At 67.4% G+C, this 20,520-nt stretch carries 20 protein-coding genes; 14 read left to right on the plus strand and 6 right to left on the minus strand.

Features of this window, described 5'->3' with window-relative positions:
- The first annotated feature begins 7 nt into the window (after positions 1 to 7).
- Positions 8 to 1,207, plus strand: coding sequence for a hydantoinase/carbamoylase family amidase (locus tag G5A46_RS03955; protein WP_163847502.1), 1,200 nt, complete (start codon positions 8 to 10; stop codon positions 1,205 to 1,207).
- 5 nt (positions 1,208 to 1,212) lie between these two features.
- On the opposite strand, the gene sfsA is transcribed toward G5A46_RS03955, so the two are convergent.
- A complete protein-coding gene (sfsA, locus tag G5A46_RS03960) occupies positions 1,213 to 1,917 on the minus strand; it encodes a DNA/RNA nuclease SfsA (protein ID WP_163847505.1) in 705 nt (234 codons plus the stop codon).
- Between the two features lie 51 nt (positions 1,918 to 1,968).
- Between sfsA and G5A46_RS03965 the strand changes: the two genes are divergently transcribed.
- Genes G5A46_RS03965 through G5A46_RS03980 form a run of 4 tightly spaced genes read left to right on the plus strand, consistent with a single transcriptional unit; the run spans position 1,969 to position 4,978 of the window.
- Positions 1,969 to 2,691, plus strand: a complete 723-nt coding sequence (locus G5A46_RS03965; RefSeq protein WP_163847507.1) for a competence/damage-inducible protein A — start codon at positions 1,969 to 1,971, stop codon at positions 2,689 to 2,691.
- The gene (locus G5A46_RS03970; RefSeq protein WP_239520606.1) at positions 2,688 to 3,440 is read left to right on the plus strand and encodes a GNAT family N-acetyltransferase; all 753 of its coding nucleotides are present in this window, start codon (positions 2,688 to 2,690) and stop codon (positions 3,438 to 3,440) included. Before G5A46_RS03965 ends, G5A46_RS03970 begins: the two co-directional genes overlap by 4 nt.
- Positions 3,441 to 3,456: 16 nt before the next feature.
- Positions 3,457 to 4,032 carry a peroxidase-related enzyme gene (locus tag G5A46_RS03975; RefSeq protein ID WP_163847510.1) on the plus strand — a complete coding sequence of 192 codons (576 nt, stop codon included), beginning with the start codon at positions 3,457 to 3,459 and terminating at the stop codon, positions 4,030 to 4,032.
- The gene (locus tag G5A46_RS03980) at positions 4,004 to 4,978 is read left to right on the plus strand and encodes an OmpA family protein (protein WP_163847512.1); all 975 of its coding nucleotides are present in this window, start codon (positions 4,004 to 4,006) and stop codon (positions 4,976 to 4,978) included. The genes G5A46_RS03975 and G5A46_RS03980 overlap by 29 nt, the downstream gene beginning before the upstream one ends.
- 66 nt (positions 4,979 to 5,044) lie before the next feature.
- Here the strand turns inward: G5A46_RS03980 and G5A46_RS03985 are convergent, their stop codons facing one another.
- The 5 genes from G5A46_RS03985 to ilvD form a co-directional block, all read right to left on the minus strand.
- On the minus strand, positions 5,045 to 5,950 hold the full coding sequence (locus tag G5A46_RS03985) for a LysR family transcriptional regulator (protein WP_163847514.1): 906 nt from the start codon (positions 5,948 to 5,950) through the stop codon (positions 5,045 to 5,047).
- 229 nt (positions 5,951 to 6,179) lie between these two features.
- Positions 6,180 to 6,572, minus strand: a complete 393-nt coding sequence (locus G5A46_RS03990) for a hypothetical protein (RefSeq protein ID WP_163847516.1) — start codon at positions 6,570 to 6,572, stop codon at positions 6,180 to 6,182.
- Between the two features lie 18 nt (positions 6,573 to 6,590).
- The gene (locus G5A46_RS03995) at positions 6,591 to 7,364 is read right to left on the minus strand and encodes a DUF6478 family protein (protein WP_163847518.1); all 774 of its coding nucleotides are present in this window, start codon (positions 7,362 to 7,364) and stop codon (positions 6,591 to 6,593) included.
- Between the two features lie 111 nt (positions 7,365 to 7,475).
- A complete protein-coding gene (locus G5A46_RS04000; RefSeq protein WP_163847520.1) occupies positions 7,476 to 8,369 on the minus strand; it encodes a hypothetical protein in 894 nt (297 codons plus the stop codon).
- Entirely contained in the window at positions 8,350 to 10,077 is a 1,728-nt protein-coding gene (gene ilvD, locus G5A46_RS04005) for a dihydroxy-acid dehydratase (RefSeq protein WP_163847522.1), read from the minus strand. The genes G5A46_RS04000 and ilvD overlap by 20 nt, the downstream gene beginning before the upstream one ends.
- 185 nt (positions 10,078 to 10,262) lie before the next feature.
- On the opposite strand from ilvD, the gene G5A46_RS04010 reads away from it, so the two are divergent.
- The 9 genes from G5A46_RS04010 (at position 10,263) to G5A46_RS04050 (ending at position 20,434) form a co-directional block, all read left to right on the plus strand.
- Positions 10,263 to 11,102, plus strand: a complete 840-nt coding sequence (locus tag G5A46_RS04010) for a CPBP family intramembrane glutamic endopeptidase (RefSeq protein ID WP_163847524.1) — start codon at positions 10,263 to 10,265, stop codon at positions 11,100 to 11,102.
- Between the two features lie 33 nt (positions 11,103 to 11,135).
- Positions 11,136 to 12,047 carry a CPBP family intramembrane glutamic endopeptidase gene (locus G5A46_RS04015; protein ID WP_163847526.1) on the plus strand — a complete coding sequence of 304 codons (912 nt, stop codon included), beginning with the start codon at positions 11,136 to 11,138 and terminating at the stop codon, positions 12,045 to 12,047.
- A 59-nt stretch (positions 12,048 to 12,106) separates the two neighbouring features.
- Positions 12,107 to 13,129 (plus strand): acetyl-CoA carboxylase, carboxyltransferase subunit beta, encoded by a 1,023-nt coding sequence (gene accD / locus G5A46_RS04020; protein ID WP_163847528.1) that lies wholly within the window; start codon positions 12,107 to 12,109, stop codon positions 13,127 to 13,129.
- Positions 13,126 to 14,400, plus strand: a complete 1,275-nt coding sequence (locus tag G5A46_RS04025; protein ID WP_163847530.1) for a bifunctional folylpolyglutamate synthase/dihydrofolate synthase — start codon at positions 13,126 to 13,128, stop codon at positions 14,398 to 14,400. Before accD ends, G5A46_RS04025 begins: the two co-directional genes overlap by 4 nt.
- A gap of 369 nt (positions 14,401 to 14,769) precedes the next feature.
- Entirely contained in the window at positions 14,770 to 15,336 is a 567-nt protein-coding gene (gene rfbC, locus G5A46_RS04030) for a dTDP-4-dehydrorhamnose 3,5-epimerase (RefSeq protein ID WP_163847532.1), read from the plus strand.
- Complete coding sequence (gene rfbB / locus G5A46_RS04035) at positions 15,333 to 16,397, plus strand: dTDP-glucose 4,6-dehydratase (RefSeq protein WP_163847533.1); 1,065 nt, start codon at positions 15,333 to 15,335, stop codon at positions 16,395 to 16,397. Before rfbC ends, rfbB begins: the two co-directional genes overlap by 4 nt.
- Positions 16,394 to 17,236, plus strand: a complete 843-nt coding sequence (gene rfbD / locus G5A46_RS04040; protein ID WP_163847535.1) for a dTDP-4-dehydrorhamnose reductase — start codon at positions 16,394 to 16,396, stop codon at positions 17,234 to 17,236. The genes rfbB and rfbD overlap by 4 nt, the downstream gene beginning before the upstream one ends.
- Positions 17,233 to 18,117, plus strand: a complete 885-nt coding sequence (gene rfbA / locus G5A46_RS04045) for a glucose-1-phosphate thymidylyltransferase RfbA (protein ID WP_163847537.1) — start codon at positions 17,233 to 17,235, stop codon at positions 18,115 to 18,117. The genes rfbD and rfbA overlap by 4 nt, the downstream gene beginning before the upstream one ends.
- Before the next feature lie 112 nt (positions 18,118 to 18,229).
- Positions 18,230 to 20,434 carry an NADP-dependent isocitrate dehydrogenase gene (locus tag G5A46_RS04050; RefSeq protein WP_163847539.1) on the plus strand — a complete coding sequence of 735 codons (2,205 nt, stop codon included), beginning with the start codon at positions 18,230 to 18,232 and terminating at the stop codon, positions 20,432 to 20,434.
- Positions 20,435 to 20,520 lie beyond the last annotated feature (86 nt).

Here is a 20,520-nt window from a genome sequence, read left to right on the forward strand (position 1 = left end):
GATGCAGATGATCCCCGTCGATCCCCAGAGGTTCCTGAACGATCTGCACGAATTGCGCCGGTTCGGCGCGGCAGGCGTTTCCAAGGGGGTGATCCGTCCCGCCTATTCAGACCCCGACATCGCCGCCCGTGACTGGCTGGCCCAGAAGTATCGCGATGCCGGGCTGGAGGCCCGGTTCGACGCGACCGGCACCGTCTGGGGGCTGGCCGATGGCCCCTCCCTGCTGGTCGGGTCGCATTCCGACAGCCAGCCCGAAGGCGGCTGGCTGGACGGCGCCCTGGGGGTGATCTGCGGGCTGGAACTGGCGCGGGCCGGTCAGGCCGCCGGTGTGCCGATCTCTGCCGTGTCCTTCCAGGACGAGGAAGGGCGCTTTGGCGTCACCACCGGCAGTCGCATCTGGGCCGGGCACACCACGCTGGCCGAGGCCGACACCCTGACCGACAGCACCGGCGTCACCTTCGCGCAGGCGCGCGCCCGGATGGCGGACCGGGCGGGCGAGCCGGTGGACCCGGCGCGGTTCACCGGGTTCATCGAATGCCATATCGAGCAGGGCCCCTGGCTGGACGAGGCCGGAGAGGCCGCCGGCATCGTCACCGATATCGTCGGCATCCGCGACATGCGCATCACCTTTACCGGAGAGCAGAACCACGCCGGCACCACGCCCATGCACCGCCGCCGCGACGCGTTGCAGGGGATGCTGGCGTTTCAGGCGCTGATTGCCGAACGTTTCCGCAACGTGGTCACGCCGCAGACTGTCTGGACCACCGGCCACGTGGATCTGCATCCCGGCGCGCATTCCATCGTGCCGGGGCGCTGCACTTTCTCCATGCAATGGCGCGACGGCGAAGGCGACCGGCTGGCCCGGATGGAAGAGATCATTCGCACCGCCGCCACCGAGGTCGCACAGGCGCGTGGGCTGGAGTTGCAATTCTCCGATATGCTGGGGCTGGAGCCGGTGCCGATGGACCCCCGCTTTCAGGAGGCGCTGGCCAGCGCGGCCCAGGTTCAGGCGCCGGGCCGCTGGCGCCGGATGCAATCGGGCGCCCTGCATGACGCGGCCAGTGTGGCGGCGAAAATGCCGGTTGCGATGCTGTTCGTGCCCTCGATCAACGGGATCAGCCACGCCTTCGAAGAAGACACGGCGGAGGCCGACCTGACCGCCGGGCTGAATGTGCTGGCCGATGCCGTGGCGCGGCTCGCGGGCTGAGGCCGCTACAACGCCAGCGGCAGGGGATCGGCGGGCCAGACCCCTTCGGGCGAGATGCGGGTGCCCAGGGCCAGAACTTCCACCCCGTTGGCGCGGGCGGCGGCCAGGCCCTGGGCATAGGCCGGGTCGATATCCGCCGCCACGCCGACTCTGGCCGCATCGGTGCGCTGCACCAGGAACAGCAGTACAGCCCGCGCGCCCTGATCCGCCATCGCCTGCAAATCGCCAAGGTGTTTCAACCCGCGCGCGGTCACGCTGTCGGGGAATTCGGCCAGGCCGGGCTGGCGGCACAGGGTCACGGATTTCACCTCGACCCAGGCATCGCGACGGCCGGGCGACCGCAGCAGGAAATCCACCCGGCTGCCCTGGCCGTATTTCTGTTCGGGCCGCACCTCGGCATAGCTGTCCAGCCCCGGCACCTCGCCGGCGATCAGCGCCGCCCGCAGCGCCCGATTGGGGGCCGATGTATCGACCCCGGTGAAATGGCCGTTCTCGTGATCGACCAGCCGCCAGCCATAACGCAGCTTTTTCCTCGGGTCGTCATTGGGTTCGACCCAGATCCGCATCCCCGGCTCTGCCAGCCCCAGCATGGAGCCGGGGTTGCCGATATGGGCCACCGCCTCGGTCCCGTCCTCCAGACGGACATCGGCCAGAAATCGCTTGTAGCGGCGGATCAGCCGGGCGGGCAGAAGGGGGGTTTGAAAGCGCATGAGCCGGGCCTATACCGTTGCGAAAGCGCAAGTTTAGGGGCGAACGAACCAATGGCCAATCCCACAGCCGCGATGCTTGTCATCGGTGATGAAATCCTCTCCGGCCGCACCCGCGACGCCAATATGCACCACCTCGCGCAGGAGCTGGTGAAGATCGGGATCGACCTGCGGGAGGTCCGTATCGTCAGCGATGACGCCGACGCCATCGTCACCGCCGTACAGGCGCTGGCAGCCGCGCATGACACGGTGTTCACGTCCGGCGGGATCGGACCCACACATGACGACATCACCGCCGATTGCATTGCCCAGGCCTTTGACCGCACGATTGACGTCCGCGACGATGCCCGCGCCCTTCTGGTTGCCAATTGGGAGGCGCGCGGCGTCGAAATCACCGAGGCGCGGTTGCGCATGGCCCGTATCCCCGCAGGTGCCACGCTGATCGAAAACCCGGTTTCCATCGCGCCCGGTTTCACCGTCGACAACGTGCATGTCATGGCCGGCGTGCCGGACGTTTTCCGCGCCATGGTGGCCACCGTCCTGCCCACCCTGACCGGCGGCCAGCCGCTGCTGTCCCAATCCCTGCGGATCGAGCGCGGCGAGGGTGAGATCGCCGGCCCCCTGCGTGACCTCGCGGCGGAATTCGCCGACCTGTCCTTTGGTTCCTATCCCTACCAGCACAACGGCGTCTACGGCGCCAATGTCGTGGTGCGCGGCAGCGATGCGGCGCGGGTGGATGCGGCGATGACCCGCCTGGCCGAGATTTTCCCCGCGTGAGCGTCATCGCGCGCCATCTTGACGCCACCGACGCGACATGGCCAGCCGCCGAACGCCAGCTTATCGGCCCCTGGGCGATCCGGCGCGGGCTGGGGGGCGGCAAGCGCGTGTCCGCCGCTCTGCCCCTGGGCCCCGCAACGGTCGGCGAGATCACGGAGGGAGAGGTCACCCTGGCCGAAAGCGCGATGGCGGCCATCGACCAGCAGCCCCTGTTTCGGCTGACGGCGGCGGATGCCAGGCTGGACGCGTTGCTGGCGGCGCGGGGCTATGCGCTGATCGATCCCACGAACATCTATTCCGCCCCGGCTGCACGGGTCGCCGCGCAGCCGGTGCCGGGCGAATATTCCGCCGTCCTGGGCTGGTCCCCGCTGGCCATTCAGCGCGAGATCTGGGCCGCGGGCGGCATCGGCCCCGACCGCCTGGCGGTGATGGCGCGCGCCGCCGGGCCGCGCATCTCCGCTGTCCTGCAACTGGACAACAGCGTCGGCGGCACCGTCTTTGCCGCGATCCACCACGGCATCGCCATGCTGCACGCGCTGGAAATCACGCCCCCCGCGCGGCGGCAGGGCATGGGCCGCTATGGCACCGTGCGGATCGCCCGATGGGCGGTGGCCCAGGGCGCGGCGGATTTCGCGCTGCTGTGCACCCGGGCGAACGATGCGGCCAACCGGCTCTATTCTTCCCTCGGGATGGAGATCGTGGGACACTATCACTACCGCCAGAAACCGGCGCCAGAAACCGACGCCTGAGGAGAGCCGAGGACAGATGACCAAGACCGACAACATGCCCACCGCCCTGAACCTGCCGATGGTCGACCCGCTGCCCGAGAAGACGCAGAAATATTTCGACATCTGCCAGGACAAGCTGGGCATGGTGCCCAACGTGCTGAAGGCCCACGCCTTTGACATCGACAAGCTGAACGCCTTTACCGCGATCTACAACGACCTGATGCTGGCCGACAGCGGCCTGACCAAGCTGGAGCGGGAGATGATCGCGGTGGTCGTCTCCTCCATCAACCATTGCTTCTACTGCCTGACCGCCCATGGCGCCGCCGTGCGCGAATTGTCCGGCGATCCGAAGCTGGGAGAGATGATGGTGATGAATTACCGCGTCGCCGACCTGACCCCGAAGCAGCGCGGAATGCTGGATTTCGCCGCTCAGATCACCCGCGAAAGCGCCGCGATCGCGGAATCCGACCGGCAGGCGCTGCGCGATCTGGGTTTTTCCGACCGTGATATCTGGGACATCGCCAACGTGGCGGCCTTTTTCAACATGACCAACCGCGTGGCCTCTGCCACCAACATGAAACCGAATGACGAATACCACGCCCAGGCGCGGTAGGGCGGTCGCGGGGCTGGCGGTCGCGCTGGCCCTGGTGCTGCCCCAGCCCGGTCGGGCCTTGGACCTGACCTTGCCGGGGCGCGCCGCGCCGCTTTTCACGGGGCCACGCGCCGCCGACAGCTTCACCCTGCCCCTTGCCCCCCATGACGGCACGCAGTTGCCCAGCCGCCTGGTGGACGGCGAGGTGACGCGGCGCAGCTGGCGCATTGGTTCGGCGATGACCACTTTGCAACTGATGACGGCGCTGAAACGCCAGGTGACGGCGGCGGGCTTCGACATCGTTCTGGATTGTCAGGCGCAGGATTGCGGCGGTTTCGACTTCCGGTTCGCCGCCGATATCCTCAGCGCGCCGGACATGTATGTCGATCTGTTCGATTTCCGCGCCCTCTCGGCCCTGCGGGACGGCGGCGATGGCACGTCGGCGATCTTCCTGGTGGTCAGCCGCTCCTCCGGGGCGGGCTATGTCCAACTGGTGCATGTCGTCCCGCCCGGCAGCGCCGAGGGGGTAACCACCACCGACGGAGCCCCGGCCCCGGCCCCCGCATCTGACCGTCCGGCCACCGGACGGCTGGACCTGGTGGCACGGTTGGAAACACGCGGCCACGCGGTGCTGCGCGATCTGGATTTCGGCGTCGGGTCGGCGGAACTGGCGGACAGCGCCTATGCCTCTCTCGACACGTTGGCAGGCTACCTGCGCGCCGATACCGGGCGGCGCGTCGTGCTGGTGGGCCATACCGACAGCCTGGGCGCGTTGGACGGCAACATCGCCCTGTCCCGGCGCCGCGCGCAGGCCGTCGCCCGGCGCCTGATCGACCGCCACGGCGTTCCCGCCGTCCAGGTCAGCGCCGAGGGGGTCGGATACCTCTCCCCCCTATTGGGCAACCTCTCCGCCGAGGGCCGCGAGGCCAACCGGCGGGTCGAGGCGGTGCTGCTGAATACTGAGTGAGACAAAGAAAAACCCCGGCCTGGGCCGGGGTGAAGTTTGCCTTGGGTGGCGGGGGAAAATCGGAAATTACCAGTCCAGCGGACCTTTTTCGGAGAACGCATCGACCAGGAAGTCGATGAAGGCGCGGACCTTGGGCTGCGTGAACCGGCCCGGCGGGTAGACCGCGTAGATGCCCTGAAGCTCGACCGGAAGATCGGGGATCGCGTCCTCCACCAGCCCCTTTTCCATCGCATCGGAATAGAGAAAGCTGGGCAGATAGGCGATGCCAAGCCCGGAAATCGCTGCGTTCAGAAGGGATTGCCCGTCATTCACGCTCAGCCAGCCAGCAGTGCGAACCTGGCGTTTCTCCCCCGATGGCGCGGTCAGTTTCCAGACGTTGCCCGAGGATTGGCTGGAATAATGCAGCAGCTTGTGATCGTTCAGATCGTCGATCTTCTGCGGGCGGCCGTATTTCTCGAAATAGGCGGGCGAGGCGATCATCCGTTTCGCCGTCTCCGTCAGCTTGCGGGCGCGCAGGGTGCTGTCTTCCAGCTCTCCGATGCGGATCGCCATGTCGAACCCTTCCGAGATCAGTTCGACGTAGCGGTTGTTCAGGACCATGTTCACGGTGATTTCCGGAAATTCCGCAAGGAATTCGCCCAGCACCGGCGACAGGTGGTTCACCCCGAAATCGGTCGCGACGGAGATCCGCAACAGGCCGGAAGGCGCGGATTGCATCGAGGTGACAAGCGCGTCGGCCTCTCCCGCGTCGTTCAGCACCCGGCGGGCCCGATCGTAATAGGCCAGGCCGATTTCCGTGGGCGAGACACGGCGCGTGGTGCGGTTCAGCAACCGCGCCCCCAGCCGTGCCTCAAGGGAGGAAACATGCTTGGAAACAGCCGACTTGGATATGCCCATCTTCTTTGCGGCGTCGGTAAACCCACCTTGGTCTACCACCGTCGCGAATGCTTCCATCTCTGTCAGCCGGTCCATTGAAACCACCTATCCCACGTCTCGTTCCGTTTCGTTATCAGCACCAATTCAGGCAGGATCGGGGCGCGGGACCGGCATTAACGGGGTGGTTTCTGGCTGCGTTGATGACAAGATAGCGACAATCGCGCGCGTCCCGGAAACGGGCCATTCACGCGAACCGAGGCGGGAAAGTTTCAAATGCCGTAAGGTCAGGTCGGGTGACGTCGGGTCGAACGCCCCTGGGCGCTGCTCAGGCGGTTTCGACGCAATGCCGGCGGAAGGCACGTTTCAGCATATCCAGTTCCGACCGCAGCAGATCGACCTCGGCCTGAAGGCTGCCGGCGGCGCTGTCCCCGGCCAGCACCGCAAAGGAATTCAGCACCGCGCCGCTTCCGGCCTCCGTGATCAGGACGGTCTGAATCCCGTCGCGAATGGCCGCCACCGGCACCGCAACCCGCACCAGCCATTCACCGGGCGCGTCGGCGGCGGTGATTTCGACCCCCGCCAGGGGATCGCCGTCCAGCGTGACCGCCAGATCGGGCGCATGATCGCCCTGCGGTCCTTCCAGAACACCTTCCCAGACGCCTTCGAACAGGCGGGTCTTGGTCAGGCGCGGTTCGGTCGAAAAGGTGGCGGCGGTCATGTCGGGCCCTCCGGGGGATCAAAGTTCGGCGCGCGGGCGGCGGCTGAAGGTGACGTCGCGCAGGACAATCTGGTTCATCTCCGGCGAATCGAAGATCAGGTCCAGCCAGGCGCCTTCGATCCGTTTTTCGTTCAACTTGGAATAGGCCAGATCGAATTCCACCACCATGTCGCGGCCGTTCAATTCGACCTCCCGCACCAATTGTTCGGTATTCGGGCCATGGCGGATGTTCAGCCGGGCGAACAGCTCCAGCGGTTTTTCCAGCTCCACGATGGCTTCCATGCGGATCAGGTGGCGGCGTTTCAGCCCGGCGACGGCCTCTGGCGGCATTTGCAACACCAGCGACAGGAACGTGCCGTCAAAGGTGAAAACGTCCAGCCGCAGGCCAAACGGGGCGAGGTCGCTTTCCCGTCGGTTGCGGACCTGACGCATCGACAATTCGGAGCGGTCGCAATCGTGGAACAGCGACGCCTCTGCCCCCAGCATGGATTTCGACCGGACCGAAGCCATGCCGCGCGGCGTCAGAGGTTCGCGCCACAGCTGCGGGCGCCATGACCAATCGGCATCATGCGGCACGGGAAAGGCGTTGGAGCCGACATAGGGCAGCGTCAGGCGATATTCAGCGGTGCGGATCACCCGGTCCAGCAGTTCGCGCAGGCCACGCGCCTGGTTGCGATGATCGCGCAGGATGTGCATCGGTGCACGGGGGGCGCCGCGCGCGATGCGCCGCCAGCGCCGCATTTCGCGCCGCAGCCTGATCCTGTCCACCAGGGATTGTCCCGTCCTTGCCATGCCATGCCCTGCCGTCAGTCGCGCGTTGACCGCCCGTTGTTGCCGTCCCGGACGGGCGCCGCCATCGGCCTGCCCGTTCGTCCACCTGCGGCACCATAGACGATTTCGCGGCTACGGGAACAGGCCTCCCGACAGCCCGCCCGGCGCGGGGCCGTCGGCGGATGCGGCAGCGCCCGGCCCGTCAGCTTCGGCGCTTCTAGCGCTGGTGGCCGCGGCGGGGGTTGCAGGTGCCTCCGCAGCGCCGGCGGGGCGGCCCGCATCGGCCAGGGCTGGCACAGTCTCTGCCGCTTCGGGGTTGGCGGAGGGCGCGCCTTCGGGGCTGGCGCTGCGCATTCGGCGGGCCATGGCCAGCAGCAGCGCCTGCCCGCCATCGGCCACCACCGAACTGTCACGCGGCCCATAGGCGGCCAGCCCGACGACATAGCCATTCAGCAGGAAGGCGCCGCGCCAATGCCGGGGATCGACCGCAGGCACATGGTCGTTGCCGCCGGTTTCCAGGTGCAGCATGTGCACGCCCTGGCCATCCACCATGTCCAATACGCCAAGATAGGTGAAATCGCGCGCCATGTCAGCGGCGGAGGGCAGCACCGTGACGTCACCGGCCGGCGCGATCGTTACGGTCAGCAGAGCCAGCGCCACCGGGGCCCCGATATCTCCACCCGACAGGATGTCACAACGCGCCAGCACCGCGAACCCGCCGCGCTGCCGGGTCTTCAGCGACCGGCCTTCGACGCAATACCCCTCGGGGCCGGCGATAACGACGGCGCCGCCCGCCGTGCGCGCCTGTTGCAGGACGGGGCCGATGGGCCGTTTCAGACTGGAGAGGAAGCCCAACCCTCCCTCCGTCGTCTTGATCTCGCTCAGCCGCTTGGGGCGGTCGGCGGGAACCGCGTCCGGCCCCGCCCCTTCAAGGCAGCCGGACAGCGCCAGCGGCAGCAACACTACAGAGGCCAGGCGCCAGGGGCCGCGCCTGGCGCGAATCCCGTCAGAGATCCGCGTAAACATGCTTTTCGGCCTTGCCGCCCGGATGCGTCACCGCCCCCAGATAGGTGGAACCGACCTGCTCCGCATATTTCCACAGCGCGCCGGAGGCATAGATCGTGGGCCGGGGGCCGGGCCAGTCGGCCTTGCGCGCCTCCAGCTCCGCATCCGTCAGGTCCACGGAAATCTCGCCCTTCACCGCGTCGATGGTGATGTGATCGCCGTTGCGCACCAGCGCGATGGGGCCGCAATGCGCCGCCTCCGGTCCCACATGGCCCACGCAGAACCCCCGCGTCGCGCCGGAGAACCGGCCATCGGTGATCAACGCGACTTTCTTGCCCATGCCCTGACCGGACAGGGCCGCCGTGGTGGCCAGCATTTCCCGCATCCCGGGGCCGCCTGCGGGGCCTTCGTTGCGGATCACGATCACTTCGCCTTCGGCATATTCGCGGTTCTGCACGGCGGCAAAGGCATCTTCCTCGCATTCGAAGACGCGCGCCGGACCGGAGAAGACCTGTTCTTCCGCGCTCATCCCCGCGACCTTCACGATGGCGCCTTCCGGGGCCAGGTTGCCCTTCAGCCCGACAACCCCGCCAGTGGCGGAGATCGGCGTTTCCACCGGGTGGATGACGCGGCCATCGGCCTCCCGCGTGATCTGGTCCAGCTCCTCCCCGATGCTGCGGCCCGAGGCAGTCATGCAATCCTCGTGCAGCAGGCCGGCCTTGCGCAGTTCCTTAAGCACCACGGGCACGCCGCCGACCTCGTAGAGATCCTTGGCCACGTATTCCCCGCCCGGCTTGAGGTTCACGAAATAGGGCGTGTCGCGGAAGATGTCGCAGACATCGAACAGGTTGAAATCAATCCCCGCCTCGTGGGCGATTGCCGGCAGGTGCAGCCCGCCGTTGGTGGACCCGCCGGTGCAGGCCACGACGCGGGCGGCGTTCTCCAGGCTTTGCCGGGTGACGACGTCACGGGCGCGGATATTCCGGGCGATCAGGTTCATCACCGCCTCGCCCGAGGCCGCGCCATATTGGTCACGCGATTCATAGGGCGCGGGCATCCCGGAGGAATTCATCAGCGCCAGGCCGATCGCCTCGGAGACGCAAGCCATGGTGTTGGCGGTATATTGCCCGCCACAGGCCCCCGAGGACGGGCAGGCCACGCGCTCCAGGATCGCCAGTTCGGCATCCGACATCTCGCCCGCCTGATGCTGGCCGACCGCTTCGAACACGTCCTGCACCACGACATCCTTGCCGTTCAGGCGCCCCGGCAGGATCGACCCACCATAGATGAAGACGGAGGGCACGTTCAGGCGTACCATCGCCATCATCATCCCCGGCAGCGACTTGTCACACCCCGCCAGACCCACGATGGCGTCGTAGCAATGGCCGCGCATCGTCAGCTCCACCGTGTCGGCGATCGCCTCCCGCGACGCGAGAGATGAGCGCATCCCCTCGTGCCCCATGGCGATGCCGTCGGTCACGGTGATGGTGGTGAATTCGCGCGGCGTCCCGGCGGCGGCCTTCACCCCCTGCTTCACCGCCTGCGCCTGACGGTTCAGGGCGATGTTGCAGGGCGCGGCCTCGTTCCAGCAGGTGGCGACACCGACCAGCGGCTGGTGGATCTCCTCCTCCGTGATGCCCATCGCATATAGGTAGGAGCGGTGTGGCGCCCGTTCCGGCCCTTCGGTCACATGTCGGCTGGGAAGTTTGGATTTGTCGAATTTCGTCATGTCTGGCCTCCCCGATTGGTCCTGTTCGGGGATACTGAAGGGTCGTGCATCGCACAAGTCCGTTTGCGGAACACCCCTGGCGCGGGCCGATGCCCGGTGCGGCGCAGCTGCCGCATTGCGGGCGCCCGCCACCGGCGATAGCGTGCCGCACAACCGCCCCGAGGCGGCAAGGCAAGGGGCGCGGCGTGACAGCAGGAACGAACAGGACTGGACTGGGATGGCTGGCACTGGCAGTGCTGGTCTTCGCCGGGCTGACCGCGCTGCTGACGGCGGCGGGGTTCGTCGCGCTGGCCCGGTTGGCGCCGGCAATGCTGCGCGGCGCCGGGCTGGGGGCCGAACCGGCGCAGGTTGTGCTGATGCTGGGCAGCTTTGCCCTGCCGGGCGCGGCGCTGCTGCTGGTCTGGCGTCTGATCTACGGACAGGGGCCGGGGGCATTGACCGGACCGCCGCGACGCGCCTTGCGGCAATTCGGCACGGTGCTGGCGGTCGCGGCGCCGCTGGCCGTGTTTGCGCTGGTCCTGCCCAACCCCGACCTGGGCCAGCCGGTGCCTAACCTGGCGCCCGCGATCTGGCTGGCCTGGCTGGTGCCGGGGCTGGTCGCGCTGCTGGTGCAGGTCAGCGTGGAGGAGGCCGTCTTTCGCGGATTCCTGCAAAATCGGATGGCGGCCCGGTTCCGGTCGCGCGTGCTGTGGCTGGGCCTGCCGGCGCTGATCTTCGGCGTGATGCATTTCGACCCGCGCACCGTGGAAACCGCGCCCTTCCTGATCGGAATCGCCACTCTGTTCGGGCTGATCGCAGGGGATCTGACGGCGCGCAGCGGCACCCTGGGCCCGGCCATCGCGCTGCACCTGGTGAACAATTTCCTGGCGATCTTCTGCGTCTCGCTGGGCGGAGGCCTGTCTGGCCTGGCGCTCTACCTCTATCCCGAGGCGCCGGATGGCGGCGCCCTGGCCGCGCAGGCCCCGGCCGAGGCGCTGATGCTGGCGATCCTGTGGCTGGCCGCACGGATCGCCCTGCGCCGATGACCGCGCAATGACACCCCCCTGCGTGAGCCGACGATGATCCTGCATCCCCCACCCGCCTATGCGCCGCAGATGGCGCTGGCCGCGCCTGCGCGCCGCGATCACCGGATCTGGAAATGCGTCCTGGGCGTGGTGCTGGTGGAAATGCTGTTCTCCGGTCTCTACGGGATGTTCGGGCTGGGGCTAGGACGCATCGCGCCACAGCTGGGCCAGGCGATGCGGCAAGGCGACAGCGCAGCCGGGCTGCTGATCCAGCTGGGAGCTTTCGGACTGATGGGGCTGGCGGTGATCCTGGTGGCACGGGCGCTGCACGGGCTGGCACCGGGGGCGCTGATGGGTCCGGCGCGGATCGCCTGGCGCGACGGGCTGCGGGCGCTGATCGGCGGGCTGGCGCTGCTGCTGACCCTGCAACTGCTGCCGCCTTGGCTGGCACCCGGGGAGGTCTGGAGCACCGGGCTGGCCCGCTGGCTGCTGTTGCTGGCGCCCGCGCTGCTGGTCCTGCTGGTGCAGACCGGATCGGAGGAGCTGCTGTACCGCGGCTATGTGCAGCAACAGCTGGCGGCGCGCTTCCCCGCACCGCTGGTCTGGATGGTGCTGCCCAACCTGCTGTTCGCCGCCGCCCATTGGCAGAACGGCGCCACCCCCGGCGATGGCGCGCAATACGTGATCTGGGCCTTTGCCTTCGGCCTTGCCGCCTCGGACCTGACGGCGCGCAGTGGCACGCTGGGCCCGGCGATCGGGTTCCACCTGGCCAACAACGCCTATGCCACCCTGCTGTTCGGCGAGGCGGGCGGACCGGATTCCGGGCTGGCCCTGCTGTTGCTGCCCGGCTGGACGGGAGACGGCGCGCGCCCCGGCCACGCGCCCGTTCTGACCCTGTCACTGGGAATCGAGGTGCTGGTGATCGGCCTGTGCTGGCTGGCGGTGCGGTTGGCGATCCGTCGCTGATTGCATTCACCGGCCCGGCGCCTTATCTCCGGGGCAACGCCAATGGCAAAGGCAGGACGATGAACTGGATCACGAATTACGTGCGCCCGCGGATCAATTCGATCTTCTCGCGGCGCGAGGTACCTGAAAACCTCTGGTCCAAATGCGACGCGTGCGGAACCATGCTGTTCCACCGGGAGCTGACGGACAATTTGAACGTTTGCACCAATTGCGGGCACCACATGGCGATCACGCCCCGCGCCCGGTTCGAGGCGCTGTTCGACGGCGGCGTCTTTACCGAGGTGAAAGTGCCGGAACCGATCGCCGACCCGCTGCATTTCCGCGACCAGAAACGCTATCCCGACCGGATGAAGGCGGCGCAGAAACAGACTGGCGAGGCCGAGGCCATGCTGGTCGCCGAAGGCGAGATCGGGCGCACCCCCGTGGTCGCCGCCGGTCAGGATTTCGGCTTCATGGGCGGGTCCATGGGGATGTATGTCGGAAATGCCTTCATCGCCGCCGCCGAACGCGCGGTGCAGCGCAAGGCGCCGCTGATCGTCTTTTCCGCCGCCGGCGGCGCCCGGATGCAGGAGGGGATCCTGTCCCTGATGCAGATGCCGCGCACCACCGTCGCCGTGCAGATGCTGAAAGAGGCCGGACTGCCCTATATCGTGGTTCTGACCCATCCGACCAGCGGTGGCGTGACCGCTTCCTACGCGATGCTGGGGGATGTGCAGATCGCCGAACCCAATGCGCTGATCTGCTTTGCCGGGCCACGCGTGATCCAGCAGACCATCGGCGAAAAGCTGCCCGAAGGGTTCCAGCGCGCCGAATACCTTCTCGATCACGGGATGCTGGACCGGGTCACCGTGCGGACCCGGATGCGGGACGAGTTGATCGGTATCGTGCGGATGCTGATGGGCCTGCCGCCGGCGATCAAGGGCGACCTGCCCCCGCCCAGCGAGGCCCCCGCCCTGCCCGAACCCACCGCCCCTGAGAAAGCCCCCGAGGCCGAGGTCAAGGACACGCCCAAGGCCGCGCCCGAGACCCCGAAAAAGGCCGAAAAGGCAGGCAAACCCGCCAAGGACGCCAAGAAAACGTGAGCCAGCCGCATTCCGATCTCCTGCTCGACAGGATGATGCGGCTGCATCCCAAGGTCATCGACCTGGTGATGGATCGCGTTCTGCGCCTTCTCGATGCGCTGGACCGGCCGCAGGACCGGCTGCCCCCGGTGATCCATATCGCCGGCACCAATGGCAAGGGCTCCACCCAGGCGATGATCCGCGCCGGGATCGAGGGGGCCGGCAAGACTGCCCATGCCTATACCTCGCCCCATCTGGTGCGCTTTCACGAACGCATCCGCCTTGCCGGCACCGTGATCGGCGAGGACGCGCTGGCCGCTCTGCTGGACGAATGCCTGGCCGCCAACGGCCCCGACGCCATCACCTATTTCGAGATCACGACCTGCGCCGCGCTGCTGGCCTTTGCCCGGACGCACGCGGATTTCACCCTGCTGGAGGTCGGGCTGGGCGGACGGCTGGACGCGACCAACGTGGTGGACCGCCCGGCGCTGACCGTGATCACCCCGGTGTCGATGGATCACGAAGGCTACCTGGGCAGCGACATCCGCATGATCGCCGCCGAAAAGGCCGGCATCCTGAAACGCGGCGTGCCCTGCATCGTCGCCCGCCAGTCCGATCCCGCGCTGGAGGTGATCGAGGCGCGCGCCGAACGGCTGGGCGCGCCGCTGCTGGTCCATGGCCAGCACTGGCACGTCGGGACAGAGCGTGACCGCCTGGTCTACCAGGACGAAACCGGGCTGCTGGACCTGCCTCTGCCCGCCCTGCCGGGCGCCCACCAGATCGACAACGCCGGCACCGCGCTGGCCGCCCTGCGGCACCTCGCCCTGGGTGAGACCGCGGCCGAGGCCGCGATGACCGACGTGCACTGGCCCGCCCGGATGCAACGCCTGCGTCACGGCCCGCTGGTGGATGCCGCCCCCAATGCGGAACTGTGGCTGGACGGCGGTCACAACCCCGCCGCCGGGACTGCGCTGGCCACCCACCTGGCGACCTTGCCGCCGCGCCCGTTGCACCTGGTCTGCGGAATGCTGAACACCAAGGATGTCGCCGGTTACATGACCCCACTGGCCGCCCACGCCGAGGGGCTGACCGCCATCGCCATCCCCGGCGAGGCCAACACCCTGCCTGCCGACCGGACCGCCGCCGCAGCCCGCGCCGCCGGGATGACCGCCACCACCGCCGACAATGCAGTGGCCGCCGTGCAGCAGATCGCCGCCGCCACGCCCAAGGCCCGAATCCTGATCTGCGGATCGCTCTACCTGGCCGGGAACGTGCTGCGGGACAACGGGTAGGGCGGTTGCGGCCTGTCCGACGGCAGCGATGCCAATTTTTTTCGCACCAGTAAGCCGCTGATCCGAATCAGAAAACCGAATCAATCGCGCGAATCGGCTCGCTCGCGACCCCGAAGCGATTCGGTTTCAGTTGACCGATTCGCCTGGCTGGGGCTATTCTGCCCTTAGCTTACAGGCATTTTAAGCATTTCGACCGGGCCAAGACGACCTCCTCCGTTCGGGAAAGATGCGGCAGGCGTGGAACGCGGGCAGAACAAGGGGGCCGGGCAACGGCCCCCGACCCGCCTTCAATCCCGCCCGCGCTGATTATGCCTTTGGCCGCTCTTCCATCTTTGCTACCCCTGTCGCGGACTTGCAGGGGAATTGACGGTGCAGATCGAGAAAACGCAGCTACCCGGTGTGCTGATCCTGACGCCGCGCCGGTTCGGCGATGCGCGCGGCTGGTTCAGCGAAAGCTGGAACCGCGCCCGCATGGCCGAGGCCGGGCTGGATCTTGACTTCGTGCAGGACAATCATTCCCTGTCGCAGCAGACAGGCACGCTGCGCGGGCTGCATTACCAGCGTCCGCCCCATGCGCAGGCAAAACTGGTGCGCTGCGGACGCGGGCGTCTGTGGGACGTGGCGGTGGACATCCGCGCCGGATCGCCCAGCTACGGCCAGTGGATCGGGGTAGAGCTGAGCGCGGAGAACAGCCGCCAATTGCTGATCCCGGCAGGCTTCCTGCATGGCTTCGTCACGCGAGAGCCCGAGACCGAAATCATCTACAAATGCACCGATTTCTACACGCCGGATTGTGACGGCGCGGTGCGGTGGGACGATCCCGCCCTGGCCATCGACTGGGGCGTCACTGCCCCCCACCTGTCCGAAAAGGACGCCGCCGCCCCACTTCTGGCCGAAATCGGCACCCCCTTCGGTCCGGCGGAGAGCACGGCGTGAAGCTGCTGGTGACCGGCGGGGCGGGTTTCATCGGGTCGGCGGTGGTGCGGCAAGCCATCGTGGACGGGCATCAGGTGGTGACACTGGACGCGCTGACCTATGCCGCCTGTCTCGACAACCTCGCCGCTGTGGCTGATCACCCGGCGCATCACTTCGAACGCGCCGACATCCGCGACCGCGCCACGCTGGACCGGGTGCTGACGGCCCATGCCCCCGATGCCGTGATGCATCTTGCCGCCGAAAGCCACGTGGACCGCTCCATCGACGGGCCCGGCGTCTTCATGGACACCAACGTCATGGGCACCTTTCATCTGCTGGAGGCCTGCCGCGCCTTTTGGATCGTCCGCGGGCGCCCGGCGGAGTTCCGGTTTCACCATGTCTCGACGGATGAGGTTTACGGCAGCCTCGGCCCCACCGGCCTGTTCACCGAGGCCACGGGCTATGACCCCCGCTCCCCCTATTCGGCATCCAAGGCCGCGTCGGACCACCTGGTGCGCGCCTGGGGAGAGACCTACGGCCTGCCTGTCGTGCTGTCCAATTGCTCCAACAATTACGGGCCGTATCACTTCCCGGAAAAGCTGATCCCGGTGGTGATTCTGAACGCCTTGCATGGCCGACCGATCCCGATCTACGGCGATGGATCCAATGTCCGCGACTGGTTGTTCGTGGAGGATCACGCCCGCGCCCTGCTGCGTGTCGTGCAGGCGGGCGCGGTGGGCCGCAGCTACAACATCGGCGGCAACGCGGAACGCAGCAACCTGGCGCTGGTGCGCAGCCTTTGCGCGATCCTGGACCGGCTGCATCCCACAGGCGCGCCGCATGGCGATCTGATCACCCATGTGACCGACCGTCCGGGCCATGACGCACGCTATGCCATCGACGCCACGCGAATCCGCGAGGAACTGGGCTGGCGTCCGTCCGTCACCCTGGACGAAGGGCTGGAGAGAACGGTGCGCTGGTATCTCGACAACCCCGCCTGGTGGCAGGCCCTGCTGGCGCGCGACGGCGTGGGGCAGCGGCTGGGAACCCGGACCGGGATGGAGACGGGGACAAACGGATGATCCTGGTCTTTGGCGCGCAGGGGCAGGTGGCCCGCGAACTCGACCGTCGAGGTCAGGTCACGCCGCTGGGCCGCGCGGCCTGCGATCTGATGACACCCGGCAAAGCCGCCGAGGCTATCGCCGCCCACACGCCCGAGCTGGTGATCAACGCCGCCGCCTATACCGCCGTGGACGCGGCAGAGGACGCGCCCGACGCCGCCCATCGCCTGAACGCCGAAGCGCCGGCGGAAATCGCCCGCGCCTGCGTTCGTCGCGATATCCCGCTGGTGCATTTCTCCACCGATTACGTCTATGACGGCAGCGGCACGCCCCCCCGGACCGAAGACGCACCCACCGCCCCGCTGAACACCTACGGCCGGACCAAGCTGGCCGGAGAGGACGCGATCCGGGCCAGCGGCGCGCGGGCGGCGATTCTGCGCACCTCCTGGGTGTTTTCCGCCCACGGCACCAATTTCGTGAAGACCATGCTGCGCCTGTCGCAAACCCGCGACGCGCTGGACGTGGTGGCCGATCAGCACGGCGGGCCGACCCCGGCCGCCGCCATCGCCGATGCGGCCCTGACCCTGGGTCAGGCGCTGCGAAACGGGGCGGCGGGGGGCACCTGGCATTTCGCGGGCCAGCCCGCCATCAGCTGGGCCGGGTTCGCCCGCGCGATCTTTGACCGGGCGGGGCTGGATGTCACCGTGCGCGATATCGCAACCGCCGATTGGCCCACCCCGGCGCGGCGGCCGCTGAACTCCCGTCTCGACTGCGGCGCGCTGTTGCGCGACCATGGCATCGCGGCGCCGGATTGGCGCGCGGGGCTGGACGACGTGCTGAAGGAGCTGGGCGCGACATGACCGATCGCAAGGGCATCATCCTGGCCGGGGGATCGGGCACGCGTCTTTATCCCATCACTCTGGGCGTATCGAAACAGCTGCTGCCGATCTATGACAAACCGATGATCTTCTACGCGCTGTCGGCGCTGATGCTGACCGGCATCCGCGAGATCTGCGTGATCACCACCCCACAGGACCGGGCGCAGTTCGAACGCACGCTGGGCGATGGCAGGCAATGGGGGCTGCGGCTGGTCTATGTCGAACAGCCCTCTCCCGATGGGCTGGCGCAGGCCTATCTGTTGGCGGAAGATTTTCTGAATGGCGCCCCCTCTGCCATGGTGCTGGGCGACAACATCTTCTTTGGCCACGGCCTGCCCCGGATCCTGCGCGCCGCCGATATGCAGACCACGGGCGGCACCGTCTTCGGCTACCGGGTGGCTGACCCCGAACGCTATGGCGTGGTGGATTTCGCCGCCGATGGCACCGTCCGCGCGATTGTCGAGAAACCCGCCGTGCCGCCCTCCCCCTTCGCGGTGACGGGGCTCTATTTCCTGGATGGTACCGCGCCGGAGCGGGCGCGTCATGTCACCCCCTCGGCCCGGGGAGAGCTGGAGATCACCTCCCTGCTGGAAAGCTACCTGGCAGATGGCGCGCTGTCGGTGACGCAGATGGGGCGCGGCTTTGCCTGGCTGGACACCGGCACCCATGCCTCCCTGCTGGATGCGGGAAATTTCGTGCGCACCCTCTCGGACCGACAAAGCCAACAGGTCGGCTGCCCCGAGGAGATCGCCTTTGAACAGGGGTGGATCGACCGCGACGCCCTGCTGGCCCAGGCCGCGTTGTTCGGAAAGACGCAATATGGCCGCTACCTGAAACGGCTGGCGGGAGAGACCGGCACATAGCCGCCGCCGGGATACCGGAACCGGCCCCTGCGGCCATGTATACCAAAGCATACTATAGACCATTCCGCCCGCTTCGCCTATGGAGGGGCCAAGTTGAGGAAAGGGATTCACGATGTCTGACCAGAACGCCCCCGATATCATTTACACCAAGGTTGACGAAGCGCCGGAACTTGCTTCCGCGTCCTTCCTGCCGATCATCCAGAAGTTCGCCGCTGCCGCCGGCGTGTCCGTCGGTACGAAGGACATCAGCCTGGCCGGTCGCATCATCGCGACCTTCCCCGAAAGCCTGACCGAGGCGCAGCGCCAGTCCGATGACCTGGCCGAGTTGGGCCGCCTGGTGAAAACGCCCGAGGCGAACGTGATCAAGCTGCCGAATATCTCGGCATCCGTGCCGCAGCTGGTGGCCGCTGTGCGCGAGCTTCAGGCACAGGGCTTTGCCCTGCCCGATTACCCCGAAGCGCCGGAAACGGACGCGGAAAAGGCCGTGCGCGCCAAGTATGACGGGATCAAGGGCTCTGCCGTGAACCCGGTCCTGCGCGAGGGCAATTCCGACCGCCGCGCCGCCGTGGCGGTGAAGAAATTCGCCCAATCCAACCCGCACCGCATGGGCGAATGGACCGCCGAAAGCAAAACGCGCGTTGCCTCGATGCAATCCGGCGACTTCCGCTCCAACGAGGTGTCCGCCACGCTGAAGGCCGACGCCAACGCGAAGATCGTGCTGGAAACCGCCGAGGGCGAAACCGTGCTGAAAGACGGCGTGGCCTTCCCCGCCGGGACGGTGGTTGACGCCAGCTTCATGTCCGCCAAGGCGCTGGACGCCTTCCTGGCTGAGGAAATCGCGAAGACCAAGGAAGAGGGCACCCTGTTCTCCCTGCACATGAAGGCCACGATGATGAAGGTTTCGGACCCGATCATCTTTGGTCACGCGGTCAAGGAATGGCTGAAGCCGGTGTTCGACACCTATGGCGACCGCATGGCAGAGCTAGGCGTGAACCCCAATTCCGGCCTGGGCGACCTGCTGGAGCGGGTAAAGGACGACGCCGAGATCATGAAGGCCATCGCGGATGTGCGCGACCACCGCCCGCCGATGTACATGGTGAATTCCGACAAGGGCATCACCAACCTGCATGTCCCGTCCGACGTGATCATCGACGCCTCCATGCCGGCGCTGATCCGCGATGGCGGCAAAGGCTGGGGCCCGGACAACGCGCAGCATGACACCAATTGCGTGATCCCCGACAATTCCTATGCCCCCGTCTATGACGAGGCGATCAAGTTCTTCAAGGAGAACGGGAAACTGGACCCGGCAACCGCTGGCACCGTTCAGAACATCGGCTTGATGGCACAGAAGGCCGAGGAATACGGCTCTCACCCCACCACGTTCGAGATCCCGGCCGACGGCACCGTGAAAATGGTGTTGGACGATGGCAGCGTGCTGCATTCCCACGAAGTCGAGGCCGGGGATATCTGGCGCGCCGCATCCGCCCGCAAGGCCCCGATCGAGGATTGGGTGAACCTGGCCATCGACCGCCAGAAGGCCGAGGGTTGCGAAGCGATCTTCTGGCTGGACGAGACCCGCGCCCATGACGCGGAGCTGATCGCCTATGTCAAACCGATCCTCGAAGCGCGCGGTGTCGCGGACAAGTTCAGCATCCTCGCCCCCCGCGAGGCGACGCGCCAAAGCCTTGAGACGATCACGGCGGGCAAGACCTCCATCGCGATCACCGGCAACGTGCTGCGCGACTACCTGACCGACCTGTTCCCGATCCTGGAACTGGCGACCAGCGCCAAGATGCTGTCCATCGTCAAGCTGATGAACGGCGGCGGCCTGTTCGAAACGGGCGCCGGTGGCTCGGCCCCGAAACACGTTCAGCAGCTGGTCGAAGAAGGCCATCTGCGGTGGGATTCGCTGGGTGAATTCTGCGCCCTGGGCGAAAGCCTGAAGTTCCTGGCCGATGCCCGTGGCAATGAAAAGGCCCGCGTGCTGGGCCTGGCCGTGGAGGCCGCGACGCAGGGCATTCTGGACAACGACCGCTCCCCCTCCCGCAAGGTTGGAGAGCCGGACAACCGCGACAGCCATTACTGGTTCGCCCGCTACTGGGCCGAAGCACTGGCCGCGCAGACCGACGATGCGGAACTGGCCGCCCATTTCGCCCCCATCGCCCAGGCCCTGGCCGAGGGCGAGACCGCGATCACCGGCGAGCTGGCCGGCGCACAGGGGCAGGCGGTGGATCTGGGCGGGTATTACCACACCGATCCGGCGAAAACGGCGGCGGCCATGCGCCCCTCTCCGACGCTGAACGCCATCATCGGCTGATCCGTCCAGACCGGACGAAGACAGGACCGCCGCCCCTTCCCCGGGGCGGCGGTTCGCGTTTCCGGGATGCCCTGCCCGGTTGACCC

It is taken from the genome of Pseudooceanicola aestuarii (assembly GCF_010614805.1).
Taxonomy (GTDB): Bacteria; Pseudomonadota; Alphaproteobacteria; order Rhodobacterales; family Rhodobacteraceae; genus Pseudooceanicola; species Pseudooceanicola aestuarii.